At 72.3% G+C, this 22,142-nt stretch carries 19 protein-coding genes and 1 riboswitch; of the genes, 11 read left to right on the top strand and 8 right to left on the bottom strand.

What is annotated here, in order from left to right; all coding sequences use genetic code 11:
- Positions 1–454 precede the first annotated feature (454 nt).
- Positions 455–2,335 (top strand): FAD-dependent oxidoreductase, encoded by a 1,881-nt coding sequence (locus PINTE_RS12830; RefSeq protein ID WP_084343559.1) that lies wholly within the window; start codon positions 455–457, stop codon positions 2,333–2,335.
- A gap of 53 nt (positions 2,336–2,388) precedes the next feature.
- Positions 2,389–3,009 carry an L-threonylcarbamoyladenylate synthase gene (locus tag PINTE_RS12825; RefSeq protein ID WP_068431174.1) on the top strand — a complete coding sequence of 207 codons (621 nt, stop codon included), beginning with the start codon at positions 2,389–2,391 and terminating at the stop codon, positions 3,007–3,009.
- A 203-nt stretch (positions 3,010–3,212) separates the two neighbouring features.
- On the opposite strand, the gene PINTE_RS12820 is transcribed toward PINTE_RS12825, so the two are convergent.
- Positions 3,213–3,746, bottom strand: a complete 534-nt coding sequence (locus tag PINTE_RS12820) for an NUDIX hydrolase (RefSeq protein WP_068431171.1) — start codon at positions 3,744–3,746, stop codon at positions 3,213–3,215.
- Positions 3,747–3,990: 244 nt separating this feature from the next.
- Between PINTE_RS12820 and argS the strand changes: the two genes are divergently transcribed.
- The 3 genes from argS (at position 3,991) to PINTE_RS12805 (ending at position 8,079) form a co-directional block, all read left to right on the top strand.
- A complete protein-coding gene (argS, locus tag PINTE_RS12815) occupies positions 3,991–5,730 on the top strand; it encodes an arginine--tRNA ligase (RefSeq protein ID WP_068431168.1) in 1,740 nt (579 codons plus the stop codon).
- A 568-nt stretch (positions 5,731–6,298) separates the two neighbouring features.
- Positions 6,299–7,555, top strand: a complete 1,257-nt coding sequence (locus PINTE_RS12810; RefSeq protein ID WP_245642933.1) for a NupC/NupG family nucleoside CNT transporter — start codon at positions 6,299–6,301, stop codon at positions 7,553–7,555.
- A gap of 59 nt (positions 7,556–7,614) precedes the next feature.
- The gene (locus tag PINTE_RS12805; RefSeq protein WP_068431165.1) at positions 7,615–8,079 is read left to right on the top strand and encodes a hypothetical protein; all 465 of its coding nucleotides are present in this window, start codon (positions 7,615–7,617) and stop codon (positions 8,077–8,079) included.
- A gap of 44 nt (positions 8,080–8,123) precedes the next feature.
- Here the strand turns inward: PINTE_RS12805 and PINTE_RS12800 are convergent, their stop codons facing one another.
- Positions 8,124–8,801 (bottom strand): peptidylprolyl isomerase, encoded by a 678-nt coding sequence (locus tag PINTE_RS12800; protein ID WP_068431163.1) that lies wholly within the window; start codon positions 8,799–8,801, stop codon positions 8,124–8,126.
- A 146-nt stretch (positions 8,802–8,947) separates the two neighbouring features.
- Positions 8,948–9,069, top strand: a riboswitch (SAM riboswitch).
- 104 nt (positions 9,070–9,173) lie between these two features.
- On the opposite strand from PINTE_RS12800, the gene metB reads away from it, so the two are divergent.
- A complete protein-coding gene (gene metB / locus PINTE_RS12795; RefSeq protein WP_068431160.1) occupies positions 9,174–10,409 on the top strand; it encodes a cystathionine gamma-synthase in 1,236 nt (411 codons plus the stop codon).
- 373 nt (positions 10,410–10,782) lie between these two features.
- Here metB and PINTE_RS12790 read toward each other — a convergent pair whose 3' ends face one another.
- Positions 10,783–11,583 (bottom strand): glycerophosphodiester phosphodiesterase family protein, encoded by an 801-nt coding sequence (locus PINTE_RS12790; protein ID WP_068431157.1) that lies wholly within the window; start codon positions 11,581–11,583, stop codon positions 10,783–10,785.
- Between the two features lie 118 nt (positions 11,584–11,701).
- Between PINTE_RS12790 and PINTE_RS12785 the strand changes: the two genes are divergently transcribed.
- Together PINTE_RS12785 and PINTE_RS12780 are read left to right on the top strand one after the other, a co-directional pair.
- A complete protein-coding gene (locus tag PINTE_RS12785) occupies positions 11,702–13,126 on the top strand; it encodes an aldehyde dehydrogenase family protein (protein ID WP_068431154.1) in 1,425 nt (474 codons plus the stop codon).
- Positions 13,123–14,007 carry an aminotransferase class IV gene (locus PINTE_RS12780; protein ID WP_084343557.1) on the top strand — a complete coding sequence of 295 codons (885 nt, stop codon included), beginning with the start codon at positions 13,123–13,125 and terminating at the stop codon, positions 14,005–14,007. The genes PINTE_RS12785 and PINTE_RS12780 overlap by 4 nt, the downstream gene beginning before the upstream one ends.
- A gap of 63 nt (positions 14,008–14,070) precedes the next feature.
- On the opposite strand, the gene PINTE_RS12775 is transcribed toward PINTE_RS12780, so the two are convergent.
- Entirely contained in the window at positions 14,071–15,081 is a 1,011-nt protein-coding gene (locus PINTE_RS12775) for a glycoside hydrolase family 26 protein (protein WP_245642932.1), read from the bottom strand.
- A 569-nt stretch (positions 15,082–15,650) separates the two neighbouring features.
- On the opposite strand from PINTE_RS12775, the gene PINTE_RS12770 reads away from it, so the two are divergent.
- The gene (locus PINTE_RS12770; RefSeq protein WP_068431145.1) at positions 15,651–17,144 is read left to right on the top strand and encodes a glycoside hydrolase family 26 protein; all 1,494 of its coding nucleotides are present in this window, start codon (positions 15,651–15,653) and stop codon (positions 17,142–17,144) included.
- 4 nt (positions 17,145–17,148) lie between these two features.
- Here PINTE_RS12770 and PINTE_RS12765 read toward each other — a convergent pair whose 3' ends face one another.
- Both PINTE_RS12765 and PINTE_RS12760 read right to left on the bottom strand, forming a co-directional pair.
- On the bottom strand, positions 17,149–17,973 hold the full coding sequence (locus tag PINTE_RS12765; protein ID WP_068431142.1) for an LLM class F420-dependent oxidoreductase: 825 nt from the start codon (positions 17,971–17,973) through the stop codon (positions 17,149–17,151).
- A 106-nt stretch (positions 17,974–18,079) separates the two neighbouring features.
- Entirely contained in the window at positions 18,080–18,346 is a 267-nt protein-coding gene (locus PINTE_RS12760; protein ID WP_068431139.1) for a hypothetical protein, read from the bottom strand.
- A 240-nt stretch (positions 18,347–18,586) separates the two neighbouring features.
- Here PINTE_RS12760 and PINTE_RS12755 point away from each other — a divergent pair, with 240 nt between their 5' ends.
- A complete protein-coding gene (locus PINTE_RS12755) occupies positions 18,587–19,408 on the top strand; it encodes a class II glutamine amidotransferase (RefSeq protein WP_068431135.1) in 822 nt (273 codons plus the stop codon).
- Positions 19,409–19,517: 109 nt separating this feature from the next.
- Here PINTE_RS12755 and PINTE_RS12750 read toward each other — a convergent pair whose 3' ends face one another.
- Positions 19,518–20,054, bottom strand: coding sequence for a CGNR zinc finger domain-containing protein (locus PINTE_RS12750; protein ID WP_068431132.1), 537 nt, complete (start codon positions 20,052–20,054; stop codon positions 19,518–19,520).
- A 97-nt stretch (positions 20,055–20,151) separates the two neighbouring features.
- On the opposite strand from PINTE_RS12750, the gene PINTE_RS12745 reads away from it, so the two are divergent.
- Positions 20,152–21,159, top strand: a complete 1,008-nt coding sequence (locus PINTE_RS12745; RefSeq protein WP_217996589.1) for an EamA family transporter — start codon at positions 20,152–20,154, stop codon at positions 21,157–21,159.
- Between the two features lie 71 nt (positions 21,160–21,230).
- Here the strand turns inward: PINTE_RS12745 and PINTE_RS12740 are convergent, their stop codons facing one another.
- Positions 21,231–21,914, bottom strand: coding sequence for a hypothetical protein (locus tag PINTE_RS12740; protein ID WP_068431128.1), 684 nt, complete (start codon positions 21,912–21,914; stop codon positions 21,231–21,233).
- Between the last annotated feature and the right edge of the window lie 228 nt (positions 21,915–22,142).

Here is a 22,142-nt window from a genome sequence, read left to right as displayed (position 1 = left end):
GCGCCGCGGTGGCGGCGGCGCTCCGCGGTGGAGGCGCCGCGCCGGTCGCCGGCGACCTTCGCGTCCGGTGACCCGTTCGCTGCCTGGGGTCAGAATGCACATGAGTCTGGGCAGTGACCTCTCGTGAGAGGTCACGTTGGTCGCGTCGTGCAACACCGCAGGTCAGGTGAGTGCCGCGGCGCCGCTGAGGTCGGATTGACCTCTCGACGGCCCTCGAGAGGTCACTGCCCGGGAGCCTGTGCCGTTCCCGCCGCGCCCGGCCTCACGAGCCCCGATCGCGAACCCCAGCGGCCCGACTCCGCCGCAGCCGCAATTGATCGGCGTTAACCACACCCAACCACCCGAAGTTGTGAGTTTATCTCCGCCGCAAGCCAATTGGTGTTGAAAAGCTCTGGTGCGGCGGGAGACCGCCTGGGAGTCTGGGGCCCACACCACGCTGGAGGCGGCACACTCGATGAATTCGAACGGCGGAGCGCAGGCCCGATCCATCCACCCCTGCACAGCGCCGGGTTCGTCACCGGAGCCCCATTACGACGTCATCGTCGTCGGGTCGGGCTTCGGCGGCTCGGTGGCGGCCCTGCGCCTGGTCGAGAAGGGCTACCGGGTGGCGGTGCTCGAGGCCGGCCGCCGCTTCGCCGACACCGACTTTCCCAAGACCACCTGGGACCTGCGCCGATACCTGTTCGCGCCGCGCCTGGGCTGCTTCGGCATCCAGCGCATCAACGTGCTGCGTGACGTCATCGTGCTCGGTGGCGCGGGGGTCGGAGGCGGTTCGCTCGTCTTCGGCAACACGCTCTACCGGCCGCGCTCCGACGCCTTCTACGGCGACCCGCAGTGGGCCGGGATCACCGACTGGCGCGCCGAGCTCGACCCGCATTACGACACCGCCTCCCGCATGCTCGGCGTGACGACCAACCCCACGGTCACCCCCGCCGACACGGTGATGGAGGCGGTGGCCGCGGAGCTGGGCGTCTCCGACTCCTACGGCCCGACCGACGTGGGCGTGTTCTTCGGCGCCGACGGTGGCCTGCCCGGCGTCACCGTGCCCGACCCCTACTTCGGCGGTGCCGGCCCCGAGCGCACGGGCTGCCGGCAGTGCGGCGCGTGCATGACCGGCTGCCGGCACGACGCGAAGAACACCCTGACGAAGAACTACCTGTATCTCGCCGAACGCCGGGGCGCGGAGATCATCGAGCGCACGACCGCGCGGCGGCTGCGCCCCACGCCCGACGGCTGGGAGGTCGTCGTCGCCCCGACGGGCCGCGGCGAACGACGCGCCCGGAGCCTGACCGCCGCCCACGTCGTGCTGGCCGCCGGCACCTGGGGCACGCAGCAGCTGCTGCATCAGGGGTCCGCGGACGGCGCCCTGCCGAACCTCTCCCCGCGCCTCGGGCAGCTGACCCGCACGAACTCGGAGGCGATCTGCGCGGCCACGCGCCGCCTGGGCAGCCCCGACGAGCGCGACTTCCGCGAGGGCGTGGCGATCACCTCCTCGATCCACCCCGACGAGCACACCCACATCGAGCCGTGCCGGTTCGGCCGCGGCGCGCAGTTCATGTCGCTCATCAGCACCGTGATGACCGACGGTGGTGGCGACCGGCCCCGGTGGATGAGCTGGATCGCCAACGCGGTGCGGCACCCGGGCCACCTCGTCTCCCACATCGTCGGCGCGCGCAGCTGGTCGAAACGCACGATCATCACGCTCGTCATGCAAACGGAGGACAACTCGCTGACGTTGCGGGGCCGTCGCCTGCCGTTCAGTCGCCGCGTGACGCTCGCCTCGGGGGCGGGCGAGGGTACCCCGAGCCCGCGCTGGCTGCCGGTGGCCAACGAGGCGACCCGGCGGATCGCGGCGCGCATCGACGGCCACCCGCACAGCAGCTTCGCCGACATCTTCGACGTGCCGATGACCGCGCACTTCCTCGGTGGCGCCGTCATCGGAGCCGGTCCGAGCACCGGTGTCATCGACGCCTATCAGCGGGTGTTCGGTTACGACACGCTGCACGTGCTCGACGGCGCGGCGATCTCGGCCAACCTCGGGGTCAACCCGTCACTGACGATCACCGCGCAGGCCGAGCGCGCCATGTCGATGTGGCCGAACCGCGGGGAGCCCGACCCGCGGCCCGGCCAGAACGAGGCCTACCGCCGGGTCGACCCGGTGGCGCCCCGCGATCCCGCCGTCACGCGCTTCGGCCCGTACCGCCCCGGCGCCCGTCGCCCCGTCGACGTGCCGACCCCGCGTCCGCGCGAGGGCCTGTGCGACGCCTCGCACCAGGGGCCGCACGCCGGGTCGCAGCGGCCGTCGCTGCCTCCCATGACCGCCGCGATCGGCTGAGCCGGCCCGACTCCTGGCCGTAGCTGGCCGTAGCTGGCCGTAGCCTGTCGGGCATGGCCCGTTACCTCGACGTCCACCCCGTCAACCCGCAGGAGCGCCTCGTGCGCCAGGCGATGGAGGTCGTGGCCGAGGGCGGGCTCGTCGCCTACCCCACCGACTCCGGCTACGCGCTGGGCTGCGCCCTGGGCAACAAGGCCGGGCGGGATCGGATCATCGAGATCCGGCGGCTCGACGAGCGGCACCACTTCACCCTCATGTGCGCGGACTTCGCGCAGATGGGCCTGTACGTCGACATGTCGAACGCGGTCTTCCGGGCGCTGAAGGCCGCCACGCCGGGCCCGTACACGTTCATCCTGCGGTCGACCCCGGAGGTCCCGCGCAAGCTCGCGCACGCCAAGAAGCACACGGTCGGGGTGCGCATCAGCGCGGACGTGCTCGTGCAGGCCATGCTGCGTGAGCTCGGGGAGCCGATGCTCAGCTCCACGCTCATCCTGCCCGGGCAGGAGGCGCCGATGACCGACGGTTGGACCGTCAAGGAGGAGCTCGACCACGTCGTCGACGTCGTCATCGACACCGGCGAATGCGGGCTCGACCCGACGACGGTCGTCGACCTGTCCAGCGGCCAGGCCGAGGTCGTCCGCGTCGGGGCGGGCGACCCGGCTCCGTTCGAGTAGCCCCCGGCTCCGTTAGAGTAACCCCCTTCGCCGGGGCGGGGTTAGCCGGACACCTCGAACTCGACCGGACACCGGAACCCCGACCGGACACCTCGAACTCGACGGGACACCGTCGATCGGCGGTGTCCCGTCCAGAAAGGTGTGTCCGGTCGTGGAGGCGGTGTCCCGTCGGTGCCGCTCAGGCGGGAGCCGGCGAACGGGCCTCAGCGCACGGGCACGGCGACGTTCGGGATCGGCCGGGTCAGCAGCCCGGGCGTCTGCGTCAGCGCCAACTCGGACTCGCGGGTCAGCGGCGGCAGGTCGCCGACGGGCCACCACCGGGCCGCGGTGATCTCCAGCGCGTCACGCACCTCGGGCTCGCCGTGGGCGGCGACGAGAAAGACGTTGTCCAGGTGCATCGCCCACGGCTGCTTGTACGTGCGCAGATGGTTCTCGGTCGTGATGGAGGCGGTCAGGCCCGTCTCCTGCGACAGCTCCTTGTGCGCCGCCTCCACGATCGAATCGCCGTACCCGACGTAGCCCGCCGGGAACCCCCACAGGCCGCCGCCGGTTCGCTTGCGCACAAGCAGGACCCGCGGCCCCCGGTCAGGCGCGGGCCCAGCCGACTCCGAGTCGGTCGAGCCGGTCGAGCCGGTCGAGCCCACCGAGCCGGTCGAACCCGTCGAGCCCGTCGAGCCGGCGGTGCCGAATCCGTCGTCGCGGGCCACCACGACGGCGCCCGCGGTGAACTTCGGCATGAGTACGTACGCTGCGGTTCGGGCCAAACGACGCCACCCCTGGCGCGCCAACCCCGTCATGTCCGCCATCGAGTCCCCTGTTCCTCGGTGGTGCGGTTGTGTGCCTGGCCACGGTACCGTTCGGCGGCGATCGACCGAAACGCCATCGGACCTGCTCAGACGGGGCGAACCGGTCCGGGGCAGCGCCCGTCGGCGGGTCCGGGGGCGGCGTCGACCGCGCGGGGCCGCCACTAGGCTTACGGGCATGGTCTCCCCGGTCGCCGCCGTCACGCCCTCGCTGCGCACCGCCATCGAGCGGGCCCTCGGCGCCGAATTCGCCGGGGCCGATCCGGTGTTGCGCCCCAGCCAGTACGCGGACGTTCAGGTCAACGCCGCGCTGGCGCTCGCCAAGCGGGCCAAGCGGCCGCCGCGTGACGTGGCCGCCGCCATCGTCGACGCTCTCGACCTGACCCGGGAGTGCTCGGCCGTCGAGGTGAGCGGACCGGGCTTCATCAATCTCACTTTCCGAGACAGCTGGCTCGCGGACCTCGTCTCCGAGCAGGCCGCAGACGAGCGCCTCGGCGTGCCGACCCAGCCGCGGCAGATCGTGCCGATCGACTACTCGGCGCCGAACGTCGCCAAGGAGATGCACGTCGGGCACCTGCGCACGACGGTCGTCGGCGACGCGCTCGCCCGCACCCTGGAGCACCTCGGGCATGACGTCATCCGGCAGAACCACATCGGCGACTGGGGCACCCCGTTCGGCATGCTCATCGAGCACCTGCTCGACGTGGGCGAGGACTCCCCGGAGGCCGCGCTGCTCGAGACCGACCCGAACGCCTTCTACCAGGGGGCCCGCGAAAAGTTCGACGGCGACCCCGAATTCGCGACGCGGTCGCGGGCGCGGGTGGTGCGCCTGCAGGCCGGCGACGAGGCGACGCTGGCGATCTGGCGACGCCTCATCGGGCTCTCCACGGTGTACTTCAACCGCATCTACACGGCGCTCGACGTCACGCTCACCGACGCCGACCTCGCGGGGGAGTCGACGTACAACGACGAGCTCGCGGGCATCTGCGACGAGCTGGAGGCCAAGGGCCTGGCGACGATGAGCGACGGCGCGCTGTGCGTGTTCCTGCCCGGTTTCACCGGCCGCGAGGGCAAGCCGCTGCCGCTCATCGTGCGCAAGTCCGACGGCGGGTACGGCTACGGCACAACCGATCTCGCGACGATCCGGCACCGGGTGCGCGACCTGCACGCCGACCGGGTGCTCTACGTCGTCGGCGCCCCGCAGGCGCTGCACTTCCGCATGGTCTGGCAGACGGCGCGGCTCGCGGGGTGGCTGCCGGACGACGTCGAGGTCGTGCACGTGCAGATCGGCAACGTGCTCGGCGAGGACCGCAAGATCCTGCGGACCCGCTCCGGCGCGCCGCTGCGGCTCATGTCGCTCATCGAGGAGGCGGTCGCCAAGGCGGGCGCGCACCTCGACCAGGCCCGCCCCGATCTGCCTCCCGCCGAGCGCGACGTCATCGCCGCCCAGGTCGGAGTCGGTGCGATCAAGTACGCCGACCTGTCGGTCGCCCACGACAGCGAGTACGTCTTCGATCTGGACCGGATGCTGGCCCTGGTCGGCAACACCGGCCCCTACCTGCAGTACGCCGCCACCCGGGTGCGCTCGATCTTCCGCGGCATCGACGCCGACCCGGGCCACGCGCAGTTCGCGCAGGCCCCGATCACGCTCGCCGAGCCCAGCGAGCGGGCGCTCGCGCTGCACCTGCTCGACTTCGGCCAGGTCGTCGCGGCCGTCGGCGACGAGCTCGAGCCGCACCGGCTCTGCACGTACCTGTTCGAGCTGGCTCAGGCGTTCAGCGCGTTCTACGAGAACTGCCCCGTGCTCAAAGCGGAGGCCGACACCCGCGCGAGCCGCCTGGCGCTGTGCGCCCTCACCCTGCGCGTCCTCGACGGTGGCCTGGGCCTCATCGGAATCAGCACCCCCGACCAGATGTAACCCGCGCCCCCCCGCACACCCCGCACCCCCCGCACACCCAGCACCCCCCGTGTGATCCCCACCCCCGAAACCACTTCGCTGAAAACTGCGTGTCACGGTCGGAACTGCGGTCCGTGTCGCAGTTGTCACCACGACACGCAGTTTTCAGTTTCGGGGGTCGGGGGCGACCGTCGGCTCCGGGGCTGCGTGCACAGTCGGGGGTGACCGCCGGCTCCGAGGTTGCGTGCACGGTCCGGGGCGACCGGCGGCTCTCCGGGGCTGCCTGCATGGGAGCCTGTGCCGTCGGGCCGGACCGCCAAGTACCGGCAGAACCGGCTCCGCGGAGGCGGTCCGGCGGCAGCCAGGCGGTCCCGACCCGACAGCCGAGCTGCCCATCTCGCCTGTCGAGATCAGGCCCCGCCACTTGACACAGCCCGCCACCGACGCACGACACCAGGGCGCGATGCCCCAGCGGATGTCAGCAAGGTCATGAGCGGTGTTTAAGCCGCACACCGGCTCGCCATCCCATTAACGTCACGGCCAACGCGCGGCCGAGCCCTGCCTCGGTCGCCTCGGACGGGAGGTGCTCGTGGACATCCTGTGGGCTATCGCCGGCATGGTCGGCCTGGTCGTCATCGCCGTGTTGTTCTCCTCCAACCGGAGGGCGATCAAACCGCGCACGGTCATCGCGGCGTTCGCGCTGCAGCTGGGCTTCGGCGTGCTCGTGCTGTACGTGCCGTGGGGTCGCACGGCGCTGACCGCCGCCTCCGCGGGCGTGCAGGCGGTCATCGACTCCTCACGCGCGGGTATCGAGTTCCTGTTCGGACCGTTGCTGCCGGAGAACGGCACGATCTTCGCGTTCCAGGTGCTGCCGGTCATCGTCTTCTTCGCGTCGTTGACCGCGGTGCTCTACTACCTGGGCTGGCTGCAGTGGGTGGTCGAGATCCTCGGCGGTGGCCTGGCCAAGATGCTCGGCACCGAACGCGCGGAGTCGGTCAATGCGGCCGCCAACATCTTCGTCGGCCAGACCGAGGCGCCCCTGGTCATCCGCCCCTACCTCAAGACGCTGACCCGCTCGGGGCTGTTCGCGGTCATGGTCGGGGGCCTGTCGACGGTCGCCGGTTCGGTGCTCGTCGGCTATTCGCTGCTCGGCGCCAACCTCGACTACCTCATCGCGGCGAGCTTCATGGCGGCCCCGGGCGCGCTGCTCATGGCCAAGCTCATCGTGCCCGAGGACGGCCGGTTCTCCAGCGACGCCGAGGTCGAGGCCAAGCCCGTCGAGGCGCGGGAGGCCGGGCACGCCGACGACGAGGAGGCGGTCGAAGAGACCAAGCCGCGCAACCTCATCGACGCCGCGGCGGCGGGCGCCTCGGACGGGCTGAGTCTGGCGCTGAACATCGGCGCGATGCTGCTCGCGTTCATCTCCCTCATCGCCCTGCTCAACATGTTCCTCGGGCTCATCGGCGGCATCTTCGGGCACGGCGAGCTGACCTTCCAGATCCTGCTGGGCTGGCTGTTCGCGCCGGTCATGACGATGATCGGCGTGCCCTGGGGTGAGGCCGTCAACGCCGGCAGCTTCGTGGGGCAGAAGATCGTGCTCAACGAGTTCGTGGCGTTCAGCCAGTTCGGACCGATCGCCGACACGTTCACCCCGAAGACGGCCGGCATCGTGACCTTCGCGCTCACCGGCTTCGCCAACCTCGGCTCGCTCGGCATCCTGCTCGGCGGACTCGGCGGTCTGGCTCCCAACCGGCGCAGCGAGATCGCCCACCTGGGCCTGCGTGCGATCCTCGCCGGCACCCTCGCCAACCTCATGAGCGCGGCGATCGCCGGAATGCTGCTGTAGCGTCCGCAGTTCGGACGCGCGGGTGTGTCGCACGGTGCGGGCACGGGTAGAAATGACCCATGAGTGACGCCCGAGAGCAGGACACCCCGCAGAACGTGCCCGCCGAGGCCGACCCGAGGCGCCAGGAGCCGAAGGGCTCTGAGTCCACCGGCGACCTCAGCCGCGAGCCCGAGCAGGACTTCACCCACGAGGACCCGGGTTTCGAGTCGCTGGACGAGGGCGCCGGGCCGCCCGACGAGCGCCGGTTCGCCCGCGCGGAGCCGACCGGCGCCGACACCGACGAGTCGGCCGGCGGTGCGATGGGCACCGGCGGAGCGATGGGCTCGGTGCGCGCCAGCCGACGCAACGACCCGATCACCGGCAAGCCGCTGTACGACGACGACTCGCCGGAGACGAGCAGCAGCGTCGGCGGCGACCGCTACCGCAAGCCTGCCGAGAAGGGCGTGGAGGAAGACTCCAAGCGCCCCGCCACCGGCCAGCCGACGAGCACCCCGCGCAAGGAACCGTCTCTGCGCGACCTCTGAGCAGGTTCGGCGTTCCGGCCGGCGAGTCTGGGCCCTGCTGCGCCTTACTGCTCGGAGACGGTCACCGAGGTGATCGTGTGCGTGCGCGCGGGCGGGCCGTCGGACTCCGAGCCGTCCGCCTCGATGGCCTGCACGGTCTGCATGCCCTGGCTCACCTGGCCGAAGAGGCTGTAATTCGGCCGCAGTTGCACGCCGGAGTCGCCGGTGATGACGAAGAACTGGCTGCCGTTGGTGTTCGGCCCCGCGTTGGCCATCGCGACCGAGCCGACCTTGTATTCACCGGCCTTCGGCAGTTCGTCGTCGAACTCGTAGCCGGGTCCGCCGCTGCCGGTGCCCTCGGGGTCGCCGCCTTGGGCCATGAAGCCCTTGATGACGCGGTGGAACGTGATGCCGTCGTAGAAGTGGTTGCGGGCGAGGAAAACGAAGTTGTTGACGGTCTTCGGCGCCTTGTCGGCGAGCAGGTCGATCGTGAACTCGCCGGCGTCGGTGGTGACCGTGGCGGTGTACTTCTTCGCCGGGTCGATGCACATCGGCGGCGCGGAGGTGAACGACGTCGTCCGCGTCTGGGTGCCGCCCGCCGGCGGGCACTGCGGCGACACCGCAGCGCTCGCGGTGGCCTCGCTCTGGCTCGCCGGTTCGCCGGACCCGCCGGAGCCGGTGGAGTTGGACCCGCAGGCGGCCAAGGGCACGGTGAGCACGAGAGCGAGGAGGGCGCGACGCATCGCACCACGGTAACCGTGGGCGCCCCGTTCGTCGGCGGCGCATCGCCGGGCGGATGACATCGGCGAACGTCGTCCGCCTGTCTCGCGCGACCAGCTCGCAAGACGCGCGTTCCGCCTCCCGGACGGGGTCGGCTATGGTGGGCCGGTATCCATCACGACCGGCGGAGGGACAGGCCCGTTGATGCCGGGGCAGCCGCCCACGGGGAGACCCGTGGGGTTTGGTGCCAAGTCCTGCGGCAGGTGACCTCACCCGACCGGAAGATGGAGCGTCGCGAGCGCTGAGCCGCGGCGTCGAATCCCCAGGTCGCTAGGGCGTATCCGAGTCGCAGGACATGGCGTCGGGCTGTCGAGCCAGACGACGGAGGACGCGACATGAGCGGCGAGGAAACACGCGAACAGACCGGTCGGCAGACGCGGCCGGCGGACACCCCGATCTCGGCCCTGACAGCGGCCGTGCGGGCCGGCATCGAGACCGACTCCCAACACGGGTCGGTCGTGCCGCCGCTGTACATGTCGACGAACTACGCGTTCGAGGGCTTCGACCGCAAGCGCACCTTCGACTACTCCCGCAGCGGCAACCCGACCCGGGCGCTCCTCGGCGACGCGCTCGCCACGTTGGAGGGCGGCGCGGGCGCGATCGTCACCGGCACCGGCACCGGCGCGATGACCTGCGTGGTCACCGTGCTGCTCGACCCCGGCGACCTGCTGCTCTTCCCGCACGACTGTTACGGCGGCAGCTGGCGGCTGTTCGAGTCGCTCGCCGAGAAGAAGCACTTCGAGACCGGCACGGTCGACTTCACCGACGCGGAGTCGGCGGCGGCGACCGTGCGGGAGCGCCGGCCGAAGGTCGTGTGGCTGGAGACCCCGTCGAACCCGCTGCTGCGGATCAGCGACATCGCCGCGGTGGCGGCCGCTGCCCACGAGGTCGGCGCGCACGTCGTCGTCGACAACACGTTTCTCACGCCGCTGCTGCAGCGCCCCATCGAGCTGGGCGCCGACATCGTCGTGCACTCGACGACGAAGTACATCAACGGCCACAGCGACGTCGTCGGCGGGGCGATCGTCAGCGCGACCCCGGAGCTGCACGAGCAGATCGACTTCTGGTCCAACGTGCTCGGCGTCACCGGTGGCGCCTTCGACGCCTACCAGACGCTGCGCGGGCTGCGCTCAGTGCACACCCGGCTGCGCACCCACGAGGAGAACGCCGCGGCCGTCGCCGAACTGTTCGCCTCGCACCCCGCGGTGGCGCGCACCTACTACCCGGGCCTGCCCGACCACCCCGGGCACGAGCTCGCGACGATCCAGCAGGGCGGATTCGGTGGCATGGTCAGCGCCGACCTCGTCGGCGGGGTGCCGGCGGTGCGGGCCTTCGTCGAGGGGCTGCGCTGCTTCAGCCTCGCCGAATCCCTCGGTGGCACAGAGTCGCTCGTCGACCACCCGACGACCATGACGCACCTTGCGATGACCCCCGAGGCACGCGCCGAGGCCGGCATCTCCGACGGGCTGCTGCGCTTCTCGATCGGCATCGAGCACGTCAGCGACCTCGTCGCCGACCTCACCGCCGCCCTCGACCGCGCCGCCGCCGCCACCCGCGCCCGAGTCGCCTGAGTCCGTCGGGCCCGTCTGGGTCTGTCGGAGCCCGACTGGCCCCGACAGACCCAGCGACCCGACTCCTCGCCAACGCCCTCGGCACTCCCTCGCCAACGGCCTCGGCATTCCCTCGCCAACGCCCTCCGCAAGACCCCCGCGCAAGCCCTGCGCAACGACCCCGCTCAACGCCCTGCCCAACGACCCTCGAAACTGCGTGCCTCGAAACTGCGTGTCGTGGTGAGGACTGCGACACGAACTGCAGTTCCGAGCGCGACACGCAGTTCTCAGCGATGTTGGGCGGCGTGGTGGGGCGCGCTCGGCGTGGTTGGGTGGCGTGGTGGGGCGGGCTCGGCGGCGACGTGGGGCGACGTGGGGCGACGTGGGGCGGGGCTCAGCGTCGGGTGTCGAGGGGGTGGCCGCGGTCGGCGAGCACTTGCGCGAGCAGGTCGAGGCGATCGGTGACGATGCCGTCGACGCCGAGGTCCAGGAGCCGGCGCATCTGCGCCGCGTCGTTGATCGTCCACACGTGCACCTGCCGGCCGATCGCGTGGGCGGCTCGCACGAATCCCGGTGTGACGACCTCGATCCGCATCCCGAGGAGGCGGTGCCACACCGGCACCTGGTAGGCCAGCCCGGGCGTGTGCAGCCACCGCGACACCGCCGCGGGCAGCAGCCGCAGCGCGGCCACCCCCAGCGGTCCGGCGCTCGTGGCCACACCGTCTCGCCGCGCCAGCCGGCGGAATCGCCGCAGCCGCGCCGAGGAGAACGAGCCGATGCACACCCGGTCGGTGGCGCGCAGTTCGCGCAGCGCCCACAGCGTGGCCTCGGGCGTGCCGTCGGCCTTGAGGTCGATGTTGACCCGCGCCTGCGGCAGGGCCCGCAGCAGTTCGCGCAGGGTCGGCACGGGCTCGGTGCCGTCGATCCGGGCCCGCGACACCTGGTCCCAGGACAGCTGGGCGATCCGTCCGCGACCGTCGGTCACGCGGTCGAGCTCGTCGTCGTGGAACGCGATGAGCACGCCGTCGGCGGTGAGGTGCACATCGGTCTCCAGATAGCGATACCCCGCGGCGGCCGCCGCCTCGAACGCGGCGAGGGTGTTCTCCCGGGCCAGCCCGGCCGTGTCGCAGGCGCCGCCGCGGTGGGCCAGCGCCAGCGGCGGGGCGTCGAAGTACGGATGGTCGATCGCGCGCATGCGCCTCAGTCTCCCCCGACCACCCCGCGCCCCTGGCGATCACGCGGCAGACAAGCGGTCGCACCCGGCACCGGCCCGCGGGCTGCGCGTGGACGCAGGTGCGTGGCAGGCTGCCGGGGTGGAGACGACGACGAACTTCATCGGCGGCGCGCCGGTCGCCGCGGCGCAGGTGTACGAGAACATCGACCCCGCCACGGGGCGGGCCCTGGGCACGGTCTCGCGCTCGGGGCCCGACGAGATCGATCGGGCCGTCACCGCGGCGGCCGCCGCCCAGCCCGCCTGGGAGCAGACGCTGCCCGAGCATCGCTCCCGGCTGCTGCACCGGGTCGCCGATCTCGTCGAGCGCGACCTGGAGTCGTTGGCCCGCACCGAGAGCGAAGACACCGGAAAGCCGTTGTCGCAGGCCCGTACCGACGCGACCGTGTGTGCCCGCTACTTCCGCTTCTACGGCTCGGCGGTCGACTCCTACTACGGACTGCAGATCCCGCTGGCACCAGACCAGCTCGTCTACACGCGCAAGGAGCCGTTCGGCGTCATCGGCTCGATCGTCGCGTGGAACTACCCGTTGCAGCTGATGTCGCGCGCAGTCGCCGGCGCGCTGGGCACCGGCAACGGGATCGTCCTCAAGCCGGCCGACGAGACGCCGCGCACCGCGGTCGCGCTGGCCCGCCTCGTCGTGGAGGCGGGCGCGCCGGCGGGCATCTTCAACGTCGTCACCGGCCTCGGCGCGGAGGCGGGCGCAGCGCTCACCGCGCATCCCGGGGTCGCGCACCTCAGCTTCGTCGGCAGCACCCAGGTGGGCTCGCTCGTGGCCCACGCCGCCGCCGACCGCGTCGTGCCGACGGTGCTGGAGCTCGGCGGCAAGTCCGCTCAGGTCGTCTTCGCCGACGCCGACCTGGAACAGGCCTCGGCCAGCGTCGTCCGGGGCATCCTGCAGAACGCCGGCCAGACGTGCTCGGCGGGATCGCGGCTCCTCGTGCACCGCGACGTGCGCGCCGAGCTGCTCGACTCGGTGGCGCAGCGCATGGCGCAGGTCAGCATCGGCCCCGGCCTGACCGACCCCGATCTCGGCCCGCTGGTCTCGGCGCGCCAGCAGGAGCGGGTGCTCGGCTTCCTCAGCGATCCCGGCGGCGGCGACGTGGTGTGCGGCGGAGGCGTGCCGACGGACGAGCGCCTCGCCGAGGGTTCGTACGTGCAGCCCACGCTCGTCGACGGCGTCGACCCCGACTCCCGGATCGCCCGCGAGGAGGTGTTCGGGCCGGTGCTCGTCGCGATGCCGTTCGAGACCGAGGACGAGGCGGTCGCGATCGCCAACGGCACCGACTACGGGCTGCTGGCGGCGGTCTGGACCCGCGACGTCTCCCGGGCCCATCGCGTGGCGGCGCGGCTGCGGGCCGGGCAGGTGTACGTGAATACTTACGGTGCCGGCGGCGGTGTCGAGCTACCGTTCGGGGGCATGAAGAAGTCTGGCTACGGCCGGGAGAAGGGTATCGAGGCGCTCGATGCCTTCACGCAGACCAAGACCGTGGTGGTGAAACTGTGACTGGACAGCTGGTGGCGGTGCTCGGGCGCGGGGTGCTCGAGCGGGACGAGCCGATCGCCTACGCCGACGACCTGGGGTTGACCCGCGGAGACGGGTGCTTCGACGCGACGCTCGTTTTCGCCGCCGAGGGTGACCGGCGCCGGGTGCTGCACCTCGACCCGCACGTGGCCCGTCTCGGCCGTTCCGCCGCCGCCCTGGAGCTGGAGTGCCCGCCCGCCCAGGACTGGAAAGACCTTGTCGCGGAGGCGGGTTCGCATCCGAGCGCGCCCCCGGAGGAGTGCATGCTCAAGCTCGTGCTCAGCCGCGGTCGGGAGGACCACGGCGGCGGGGTGCTCGGCTACCTGACCGTGACGCCGCTGCCCGAATCGTCGTTCGACGCCCGCCGCCGGGGGCTGCACGTCGCCTCGATGGACCGGGGGACCGCGGCCGACGCCTACGCGAAGACCCCCTGGCTGCTCGGCGGCGTGAAGACCATCGCCTACGCGATCAACCTGGCCGCCAAGCGGGAGGCCGATCGCCGCGGCGCCCAGGAGGCCCTGTTCGTCTCCGCCGACGGCTACGCGCTCGAGGCCCCGACCGCGGCGCTCATCGTGCGGCACGGCGACGAACTCGTCACGACGCCGACCGGACCGACCGGCGTGCTCGCGTCGGTGACCATCGCAACGACGTTCGAGGCCGCGGAGAAGGCCGGGATGTACGCGACACACCGGCTCATGCGCGTCTCCGAGGTCGTCGACTCCGACGGCGCCTGGCTCGTCTCGTCGGTGCGCGGCATCGCGCCCATCCGCACCCTCGACGGCAAAGAGGTGCCGTTCGACGCCGAATTCCACGAGCAGCTCACCGACCTCGCCGGCTTCCCGAAGGTCCGGGCGGTGCGGTAGCCCGGTCGGTTACGGCCGCCGGGCCCGGCCCGGAGGCGTCAGGAGAAGGTGGCGTCGGAGTCGTCAGTAGACGAGGCGCTGCATCCACTGCTTGTAGGCGTTCTCGGCCTCCGGGTTGACGCTCAGCGCGCACCGGCAGTAGTCGGCCGGCTCGTCGAAGTACGTCTCGAACGTCATGATGTCGGCGTTCTGCTCCATCCAGCCGTAGGCGTAGTCGATGAACTTCGGGTTGTCGCCGCCGGAGTTCTCGTTGCCCGCGATGACACCCCACTCCGGGAACGCGAACTTCTTGCCGTGCTGCCGCGCGAAGTTGCCCCAGAAATCCCAGCCCTGGTCCTTGGTGCGGTGCCGCTCCCAGCCCTCGGCGTCGTACGGCGGGCTCCAGTCGTAGGCGTCGAGCCCGACGATGTCGACGTACTCGTCGCCGGGCCAGGCGTCGCGGGCGTCGGGCAGCGTGTTGCCCTTGCCCTCGTTGGGGTTCCACACGATCCGCAGCTGCGGGCCCGCGGCCTTCAGATTCGTGGCGGCTCGCCGGAAGGCCTCCTTGTACTGCTCCACGTTGTCCGGGTTGGCCGACCACGGCCAGTTGTGGATGTTCATCTCCCAGCCGGGGCGCACGTAGGCGGTCGGGTAGTCCTTCGCGATCATCGCGCCGAGCCGGCGCCAGTGCTCGTCGTACTCGCCGTTGGCGGCGGCCTCCATGTTCCCGTCGTCGGGGAACAGCGGCGCCGCCACGTTGAGCGTGCCGCGGAAGTCCGAGGGAATCGTGTTGCTGGACAGCCACCAGTCGCCGAAGACCGTGTCCCACGTGTCGCGGGTGGGTGCCACGCCGATGACGTCGAGCGGGCGGCCGCGCATGGTCGCGAAGGTGGCGTTCTGGCCGGACTCGTGGCCGAACGACCCGCTGTCCCAGATGAGCCCGGAGGGCCGCTGCACGTACGGGATCTCCGGCCGGGTGGCGGTCGCGCTGGGACTGGGCTCCGGAGACGGTGTCGTGGTGCACGCGGCGGCACCGAACAGGAACGCCCCGCTCAGGGCCGCGGCCGCGAGGGCGCGCGCTGTCCGTCTCGGCATGAACCCCATGAAAACTGCCTTTCCACCCCTGAATTCGTCGCTCGGGCCGACATCGCCGAACGTGATCGAACCCGTTGCGGGTGCGATCTGGCAAGCCCACGAGCGCGCCATTCGCTGCGGCGCGGCCTGTGACGGCGCGGACCTGAGCACCCCACGTCGTGTCCCCGCTGGCCATGCTAACCGGGATGGACGTCACGCTTCGTTCCTCTGTGGGGGTCAGCACCCACGGCGATTCTGTCCACAGGCGCGTGACCTGGGATGCCGTCGTCCACAGGCCGGCTCTCCGAGGGGAGCGGGGGTGGGTGGCGCCGACGTAGCTTTCCCGGATCGAGGCGGAGCGAGCGTTCCGCCCGGGAAAGGAAGCTGCGATGCCCAGTCCGCCGCCGGCGCTGCCCCTGGTGCCCGACGTGCCGCGCCACCGTGCGAGTCGGCGCGTCCACCGGGTCCGTCCCGCACGCGGACGCCCTGGGTGGTCGGCTCCGCGCTCGGGGTCCGCCCGGCACGTCGCGCCGGGGTGGAGCGCACAGGCGGCTCGGAGTCCGGGGTCGCCATGGCGTTGGGTCGCGCTCGTGCTCATCGCCGTCCTGCTCGCGGTGGCGATCGTCGGCGGTGTCGGGCCGGTGCGTGGCGACGACGAGCCCTCGGGGGAGGAGTCGGCGCAGGTCACCGGGGTGGTAGAGCCATCCGGTTCGGGTTCCCGTTCGGCCTCCGCCTCGGGCTCCGGGCCGGCGGCGGCCGGGGTGCGCCCGTCGGGGCTGGCCTGGCACAGCGGGGTGTTCTCGCACGACGCGGCGCGCACCGTGGAGTTCGAGAAGACCCGAGGTCGCCCGGTCGACGTGCTCGCGGTGTTCCCGACCCGCGACTCGTGGAGCACGATCATGCAGGACTGGTGGATGAGCCAGAGCGCGGTGCCGGCCGGCTTTTCGGGAACGCTGGCCGTCGGGGTGCCGCTGTTCCCCGACGACGGCTCGATGGCGCAGGCGGCCGCGGGTGCCGACGTGGACCGCTGGGAGGAGCTCGGCCGACTCATCGCCTCGCGCTACCCCGACGCGTGGATCCGGCCCGGCTGGGAGTTCAACATCCCGAACTGGCCGTGGGCGGTCACGCCGCAGAACGCGCAGGAGTACAAGGCGGCGTTCCGGCACGCCGTGACGGGTCTGCGGCGCGGCGGCCCCGGTCTGCGGATCGTGTTCAACCCCAACGAGGGTCGGGGTGCGTCGCTGCCCGACGCGACGATGGCCTATCCCGGTGACGACGTCGTCGACGTCATCGGCATCGACGCCTACGACTGGTATCCGGCCTACCGGGGTGAGGGCTGGCAGGAGCACCGCAGCAAAGACCAGGGCTGGGACTACTGGGCGGAGTTCGCCCGCAGCCGGGGTAAGAAGTTCGCGGTGCCCGAGTGGGGGGTCATGGCGGGCAGTGAGGCCTCCGGCGGCGACAACCCCGACTACATCGAGGCGGTGCTCGCCTGGATGGGTGAGCACGCCGACCTCATGGCCTTCGACGCCTACTTCGAGGAGACCGAGGAGTACTGCCGCTGCGCCCTGAGCCTGAACCCCGCGGCCCAGGCCGCCTATGCCGCCCGCCTCCCGCAGGCCGCGGCCCCCGACCGCGCGGCGACTGCCCCCGACGATGCGGCGGCGGCTCCCGACGACGCGGCGGCGACGCCAAACGACGCGGGGCCCGACGAACCGCCCGGCGCGGCAACGGGATTGACCCCCGATCCGGCCGCTGCCGACGCGCCCGGGCCGTCCGCGTCGAGCGAACCGGGAGCCGGAGCGGAGCCGGGCGCCGACGCGTCACCGGCCGACACCGCCCCGCCGGAAGCGTCCCCGGCCGACACCGCTCCGCCCGACGCGTCCTCGGCCGACACCGTCCCGCCGGACGTGCCGGGGGAGCGGAACGCCCCGCCGGACGACAGCCGGTTGCCCGGCCGAGGCCGCTACGGGCGCAGCGATCCGGGCCGGGTCGCGTCGTGGGCCACCGGAGCGGGAGCGGTCGAAGGAGAGCCGCAGTCCGGAGCCGAAGCCGGTGCCGGTGCCGTTGCCGAGGGGCGCTGATGTCTCAGCGCGCGTTGACCTCGTCGCGCCAGGCCAACCAGTCGGCGAGGCTGCTCTGGTCGAAGTCGGGCCCGCCGGTGCCGAGGGTGAACAGTGTGGCGCCGAGCGCGAGCAGCGGCTCGCCCTCGTCCGCCGGGGTGCCGGGGGAGCCGCCGTCGCGGCCGCGGCCACCGACTCCGACCGACACCTCGATCTCGCGGCGGTCCCGCCCGACGGCCTGGCAGTGGCCGTCGAGCACCGACAGCTTGTGAGCCAGCTCGTCGCCCTGCACGAACGTGTGCCAGATGTCCGCGTGCTCGGCGACCAGACGAAGCGTCTTGCGTTCGCCCCCGCCTCCGACGAGCACGGGGATGTCGCGGCTCGGCGCGGGGTTGAGCCGGGCGAGGCGCGACTCGATCCGCGGCAGGGCGTCGCGCAGGTCGTCGAGCCGGCTCCCGGCCGTGCCGAACTCGTACCCGTACTCGTCGTAGTCCTTCTCGAACCAGCCCGAGCCGATGCCGAGGATGAGGCGTCCGCCGCTGATGTGGTCGACCGTGCGGGCCATGTCGGCGAGCAGCTCGGGATTGCGGTAGGAGTTGCACGTCACGAGCGCGCCGATCTGCACGCGCGAGGTCTGCTCGGCCCAGGCGGCGAGCATCGTCCAGCACTCGAAGTGCTTGCCTTCCGGCTCGCCGTACAGCGGGTAGAAGTGGTCCCAGTTGAAGACGACGTCGACGCCGGCGTCCTCGGCTCGGGTCAGCGCGTCGCGGATCTGCTCGTAGTCGGCGTGCTGCGGCTGCAACTGCAGGCCGATGCGCACGGGACGGGCGGGAACGGCGGGATCGCTCATGGGGGCAAGGTACCCGGGGCGGGCCCGGGGCACCCCTCGACACCTCCCAGGCGAGGCGCGACGAGCAGTTCGACGACCGCCGAGCGCAGCCGCTGCGGGCCTCCGCTCAGCGCGGCGTGGTGCCGCGGCCGAACCGGGAGGTGCGGGTTGTGTCCTGCGGCGTGGCCGGGGCGCCGGTCCACTCGCGGCGCACGGCGGCGAGCAGGCGGTTGGCGGCCGGCATCAGTTCCCGGGCGCGTTGTTGCACCTCGGTGCTGCGCACCACGCGCCCCGCGCGCCGGGCCAGCTCGATGGCGACCCCGGCCTGCACGACCTTGCCGCTGACCCGCCGCCCCCCGGTGCGCCCCGATCCTGTGGTGCCTCCGCGTTGCATCTCATGTCCCTTCGTCGCCTCGGCGTGTGAACGCCGCCTCTCACCGCGCTGCAACCAACGCCCCGGGGCGTATCGTGCCCGATCGGGGCCTGTTTCCGGCTCCAACACTAGGTGGACCGGCCCGGATGCGCGCAGCGACGGGCCTCGGGGGGGTCCGCCAGGTCGGCAACACGCCCGTAACGGGGGTGGAGCCGGGCCGTCATCGGCGGGTCATACCGTGAACCGCAGGAGGGTGCTCACATGTGTCGACTGCTTGCGTATGTCGCTCCCGCGCCCACCCGCATCAGCGACGTCATCGGCGACGGGCAGTGTGAGACCTTCCAGCGGATGGGTCGTCTGCACGACGACGGCTGGGGCTCCATGTGGGTGGACGAGGCGGGCCCTGAACGGCTGCTCGTGCGCCAGCGCGATCCCGCCACCGCGTTCGGTGACGTGCGCCTGCACACGGCGCTGCACGAGGAGCCGCCGGTGCGTGCCCGCGCCTTCCACCTGCGCCTGGCGACCGGCGCCCTGGCGATCGACCGGAGCAACACCCACCCGTTCCTGCGCGACGGCATCGGCCTGGCGCACAACGGCTCGATCTTTCCGAGCGACCGGCTCCGGCGCCTCCTGATCCCCGAGGCGCTCGCCGGCGTCGAGGGCACGACCGACAGCGAGCTGTACCACGCCCTCGTCTGGCAGGAGGCGGCCGCGGGAGTTCCGCTCGGCCACGCCGTCGCCCGCGCAGTCGCTCGGCTGCGTGCCGCGTACCCGAGCGCCAGCCTCAACGCGATCGTCATGAACGCCGAGCAGATGGTCGTCGTGCACGCCTCGAGCATCGCCTCGGTGCCGTACGAGCACTTCGCGACGTGCGGGCTGGCCCCCCACGAGCTGCCCGCCGACCACGACGAGTCGTACTACCGCATCGGCATGCTCCGCTCGGCCGACGGCGCCATCGCGTTCTCGTCCTCGGGCCTCGACCGCTCCGGCTGGGTCGCCCTGCCCGACGACTCGATGACCGTCGTCGACATCGACACCGCGCAGGTGCGCACCCACCTCGTGCGCGACCTCCTCGCCGCCTGACCCGCCCCGGCCCGCGCCTCGACCTGCCCCGACCTGCCCCGAGCCGGCCCGCGCCTCGACCCGCCCGGAGCCGGCCCGCCCGGCCCGCCACGGGCGGCGCCGAACACGCTCAGGAGTCGGCTCGGCGGGCCCGGTAGGCGGCGGCGGCGACGCGGTTGCCGCAGGCGGTGCTGTGGAACCGGCGGGAGCGGTTGCGGGAGAGGTCGACGAGCACCTTGTCGCAGTCGGGTGCCTCGCAGCGCCGGAGTCGGTCGAACCGCTCGGCGCGCAGCAGGTCGACGAGCGCCATCGCCACCTCGACCGCCATCCGCGTCGCCAGCGGCCGGTCGTCGTCGGTGGCGTGCAGGTGCCAGTTCCACTGGTCGTGCCGCACCACCTGCGGCAGCGCCCGCCCCTCCCGCAGCAGCGCGTTCACCCCGTCGGCCAGGCCCTCCTCGTCGACGTCGAAGAATCCCGCGAGCCGCGCGCGCAGCCGGCGCAGGGCGGCCAGCTCGGCCTCGTCGCGGTCGACCCTGCCGGTGAACACCCACACGGTCAGAAACGCGTCGAGATCCGCCAGGGTCGCCAGCTCGTCGGGCTCACCGGCGGTGTTCACCAGCGACGCCATCATCTGCAGAGCATCCTGCGTGTCATGAGTGAAAAGCATCTTGACCCCTGACGGTACGACCACCTATCGTCATTGCCATAATCCCTGACACCCATGACGCAGCCCGCGTCCCGACGTGCATCGAGGAGGCACCCGCGTGAGCATCCCCACCGACCTGAGCAAGGCGACATCCCCCGAGGCGACCCGGGTGTCGCTCCCAGTCTCTCCCCCCGCCGCCCCCGCGGTCACGGACCGTCGCCGCCCGGCCCTGCGCGGGCTCCTGTGGGCCCTCGTCTCCTGCCTGTCCTTCGGCGCCTCCGGCACCCTCGCCAAGGGACTCATGGTCGTCGGCTGGTCGCCGCTGGCCACGGTCTGGGTGCGGGTCGCGGGCGCCGCGCTGCTCATGGGGCTGCCCGCCCTGTGGGTCATGCGCCACCGGCTGCCGGTGCTGCGCCGCTACGCGGGCCTCATCGTCGCCTACGGCCTGGTCGCCGTCGCCTGCACCCAGCTGTTCTACTTCCTGGCCGTGCAGACCCTGCCGGTCGCGGTCGCGCTGCTCATCGAATACCTCGCGCCGATCATCGTCATCGGCTGGCTCTGGCTGCGGCACGGCCAGCGCCCCGGCCCGCTGACCGTGCTCGGGGTCGTGCTCGCCGTGGCCGGCCTGTCCCTCGTGCTCGGCATCACCGGGGCCGTGCCGGTCGATCTCGCCGGTCTGGCGTGGGCGCTCGGCGCGGCCGTCAGCCTCGCCGTTTACTTCGTGCTCTCCGCGCGGCCCGCGCCCGAGCTGCCTCCGCTCGTGCTCATCGGCTGCGGCATGATCGTCGGCGCCCTCACCCTCGGCGCCATCGGACTCACCGGTGTGCTGCCGTTCACCTGGTCCGCGGAGCCGGTCGCGCTCGGCCCGTGGACCGTCTCCCCGGTGCTGCCGCTGGCGCTGCTCGTGCTCGTCAGCGCCGTGCTCGCCTACACCAGCGGCCTGTTCGCCGTGCGGCTGCTCGGCTCGCGCGTCGCCTCGTTCGTCGGGCTCGCCGAGGTACTGGCCGCCGTCGGCTACGCCTGGGTGCTGCTCGGCGAACTCCCGACCGTCCTGCAGCTGGCCGGCGGAGTGGCGATCCTGCTCGGTGCGACCGCCGTCAAGGCCGGCGAAGCGCCCGCCCGCTGAAGCGCCCGATCGCTGAGGCGCCCGATCGCGCATGCCCCCGACGCCGAAAACCGCCCGGCGCCGGGACCGGATCAGGTGGGCTGGCCGCCGCGGGCGCGGTCGAGGTTGCCGGCGGCGAGGGTGACCATCTGCTGCAGCAGCTGCCGATTCGCCTCGCTCGACGGCCCGGTCACCGTGGCGGTGACCAGCGCTCGGTCGCGGGAGGCGACGAGGTAGTCGAAGGAGTACTCCAGGTCGTCGGTCTGGTAATGCACGGCATAGCCGGCCGACCGCGCGTCGGGGGTCGGCAGCGGGCTGACGGTCATCGTCACGCGCCGCACCCCCGCGCGGGTGCGCAGCGGCGAGGAGGTGTCTGCGCAGGCCTGGGTCATCTCGCGAACGGCCGTCGCCCGGTCCGGCACCGTGTCGAAGGTTTCCAGGGTGAGGGTGAGGTCGCGATCGGAGCCGGCACCGGTGGTGGGCTCGCGGTAGACCGACCGCGCGAACCGCGCCGCGTCGGCCTGCTCCTGCAACGCCTCCAGCTCGGTCAGCGCGGCGTGGCAGGCCGGCTCATCGGAGGCCGCCTCGGTGAGCGCGTCGTCCCAGGTCAACCCCTGTGGGCGATCGCTCGTCGTGCCGACCAGCGTCCAGCCGGAGCCGACCTCCGCGGCCGAGGGCAGCGCCGAACTCAGCTGCTGCTCCGACAGGCCTCCCGGGGTGATCGTGCATCCCGCGAGCAGCAGACTCAGCGCGAGCACCGGCAGGCGGCGAGGCATCGGGCACCCTTCACGGTCGGAGGCGGTGGGCCTCGCCAGGGTAGTCCAGCCGCCTCTGGGTTTCGCTGAGCGACGGGCCGGGACGGCCGGCGCCGAACGGGTTCCGAACCGGGCCGAACCGGGCCGAGCTGGTTCCGAACTGGTCTCGAGAGCGCGCGTGCGGCGGTCGCCTACAGGCCGAGGTGGCGCAGCGCCACGCGGGCGCCGCGCCGGCCCCGCTCGGCACCG

Origin of the sequence: Piscicoccus intestinalis NBRC 104926 (genome assembly GCF_001515525.1) — a bacterium.
Classification (GTDB): Bacteria; Actinomycetota; Actinomycetes; order Actinomycetales; family Dermatophilaceae; genus Kineosphaera; species Kineosphaera intestinalis.
Note: the sequence above shows the minus strand (reverse complement) of the source record. Positions and strands in the feature narration are given on the sequence as shown.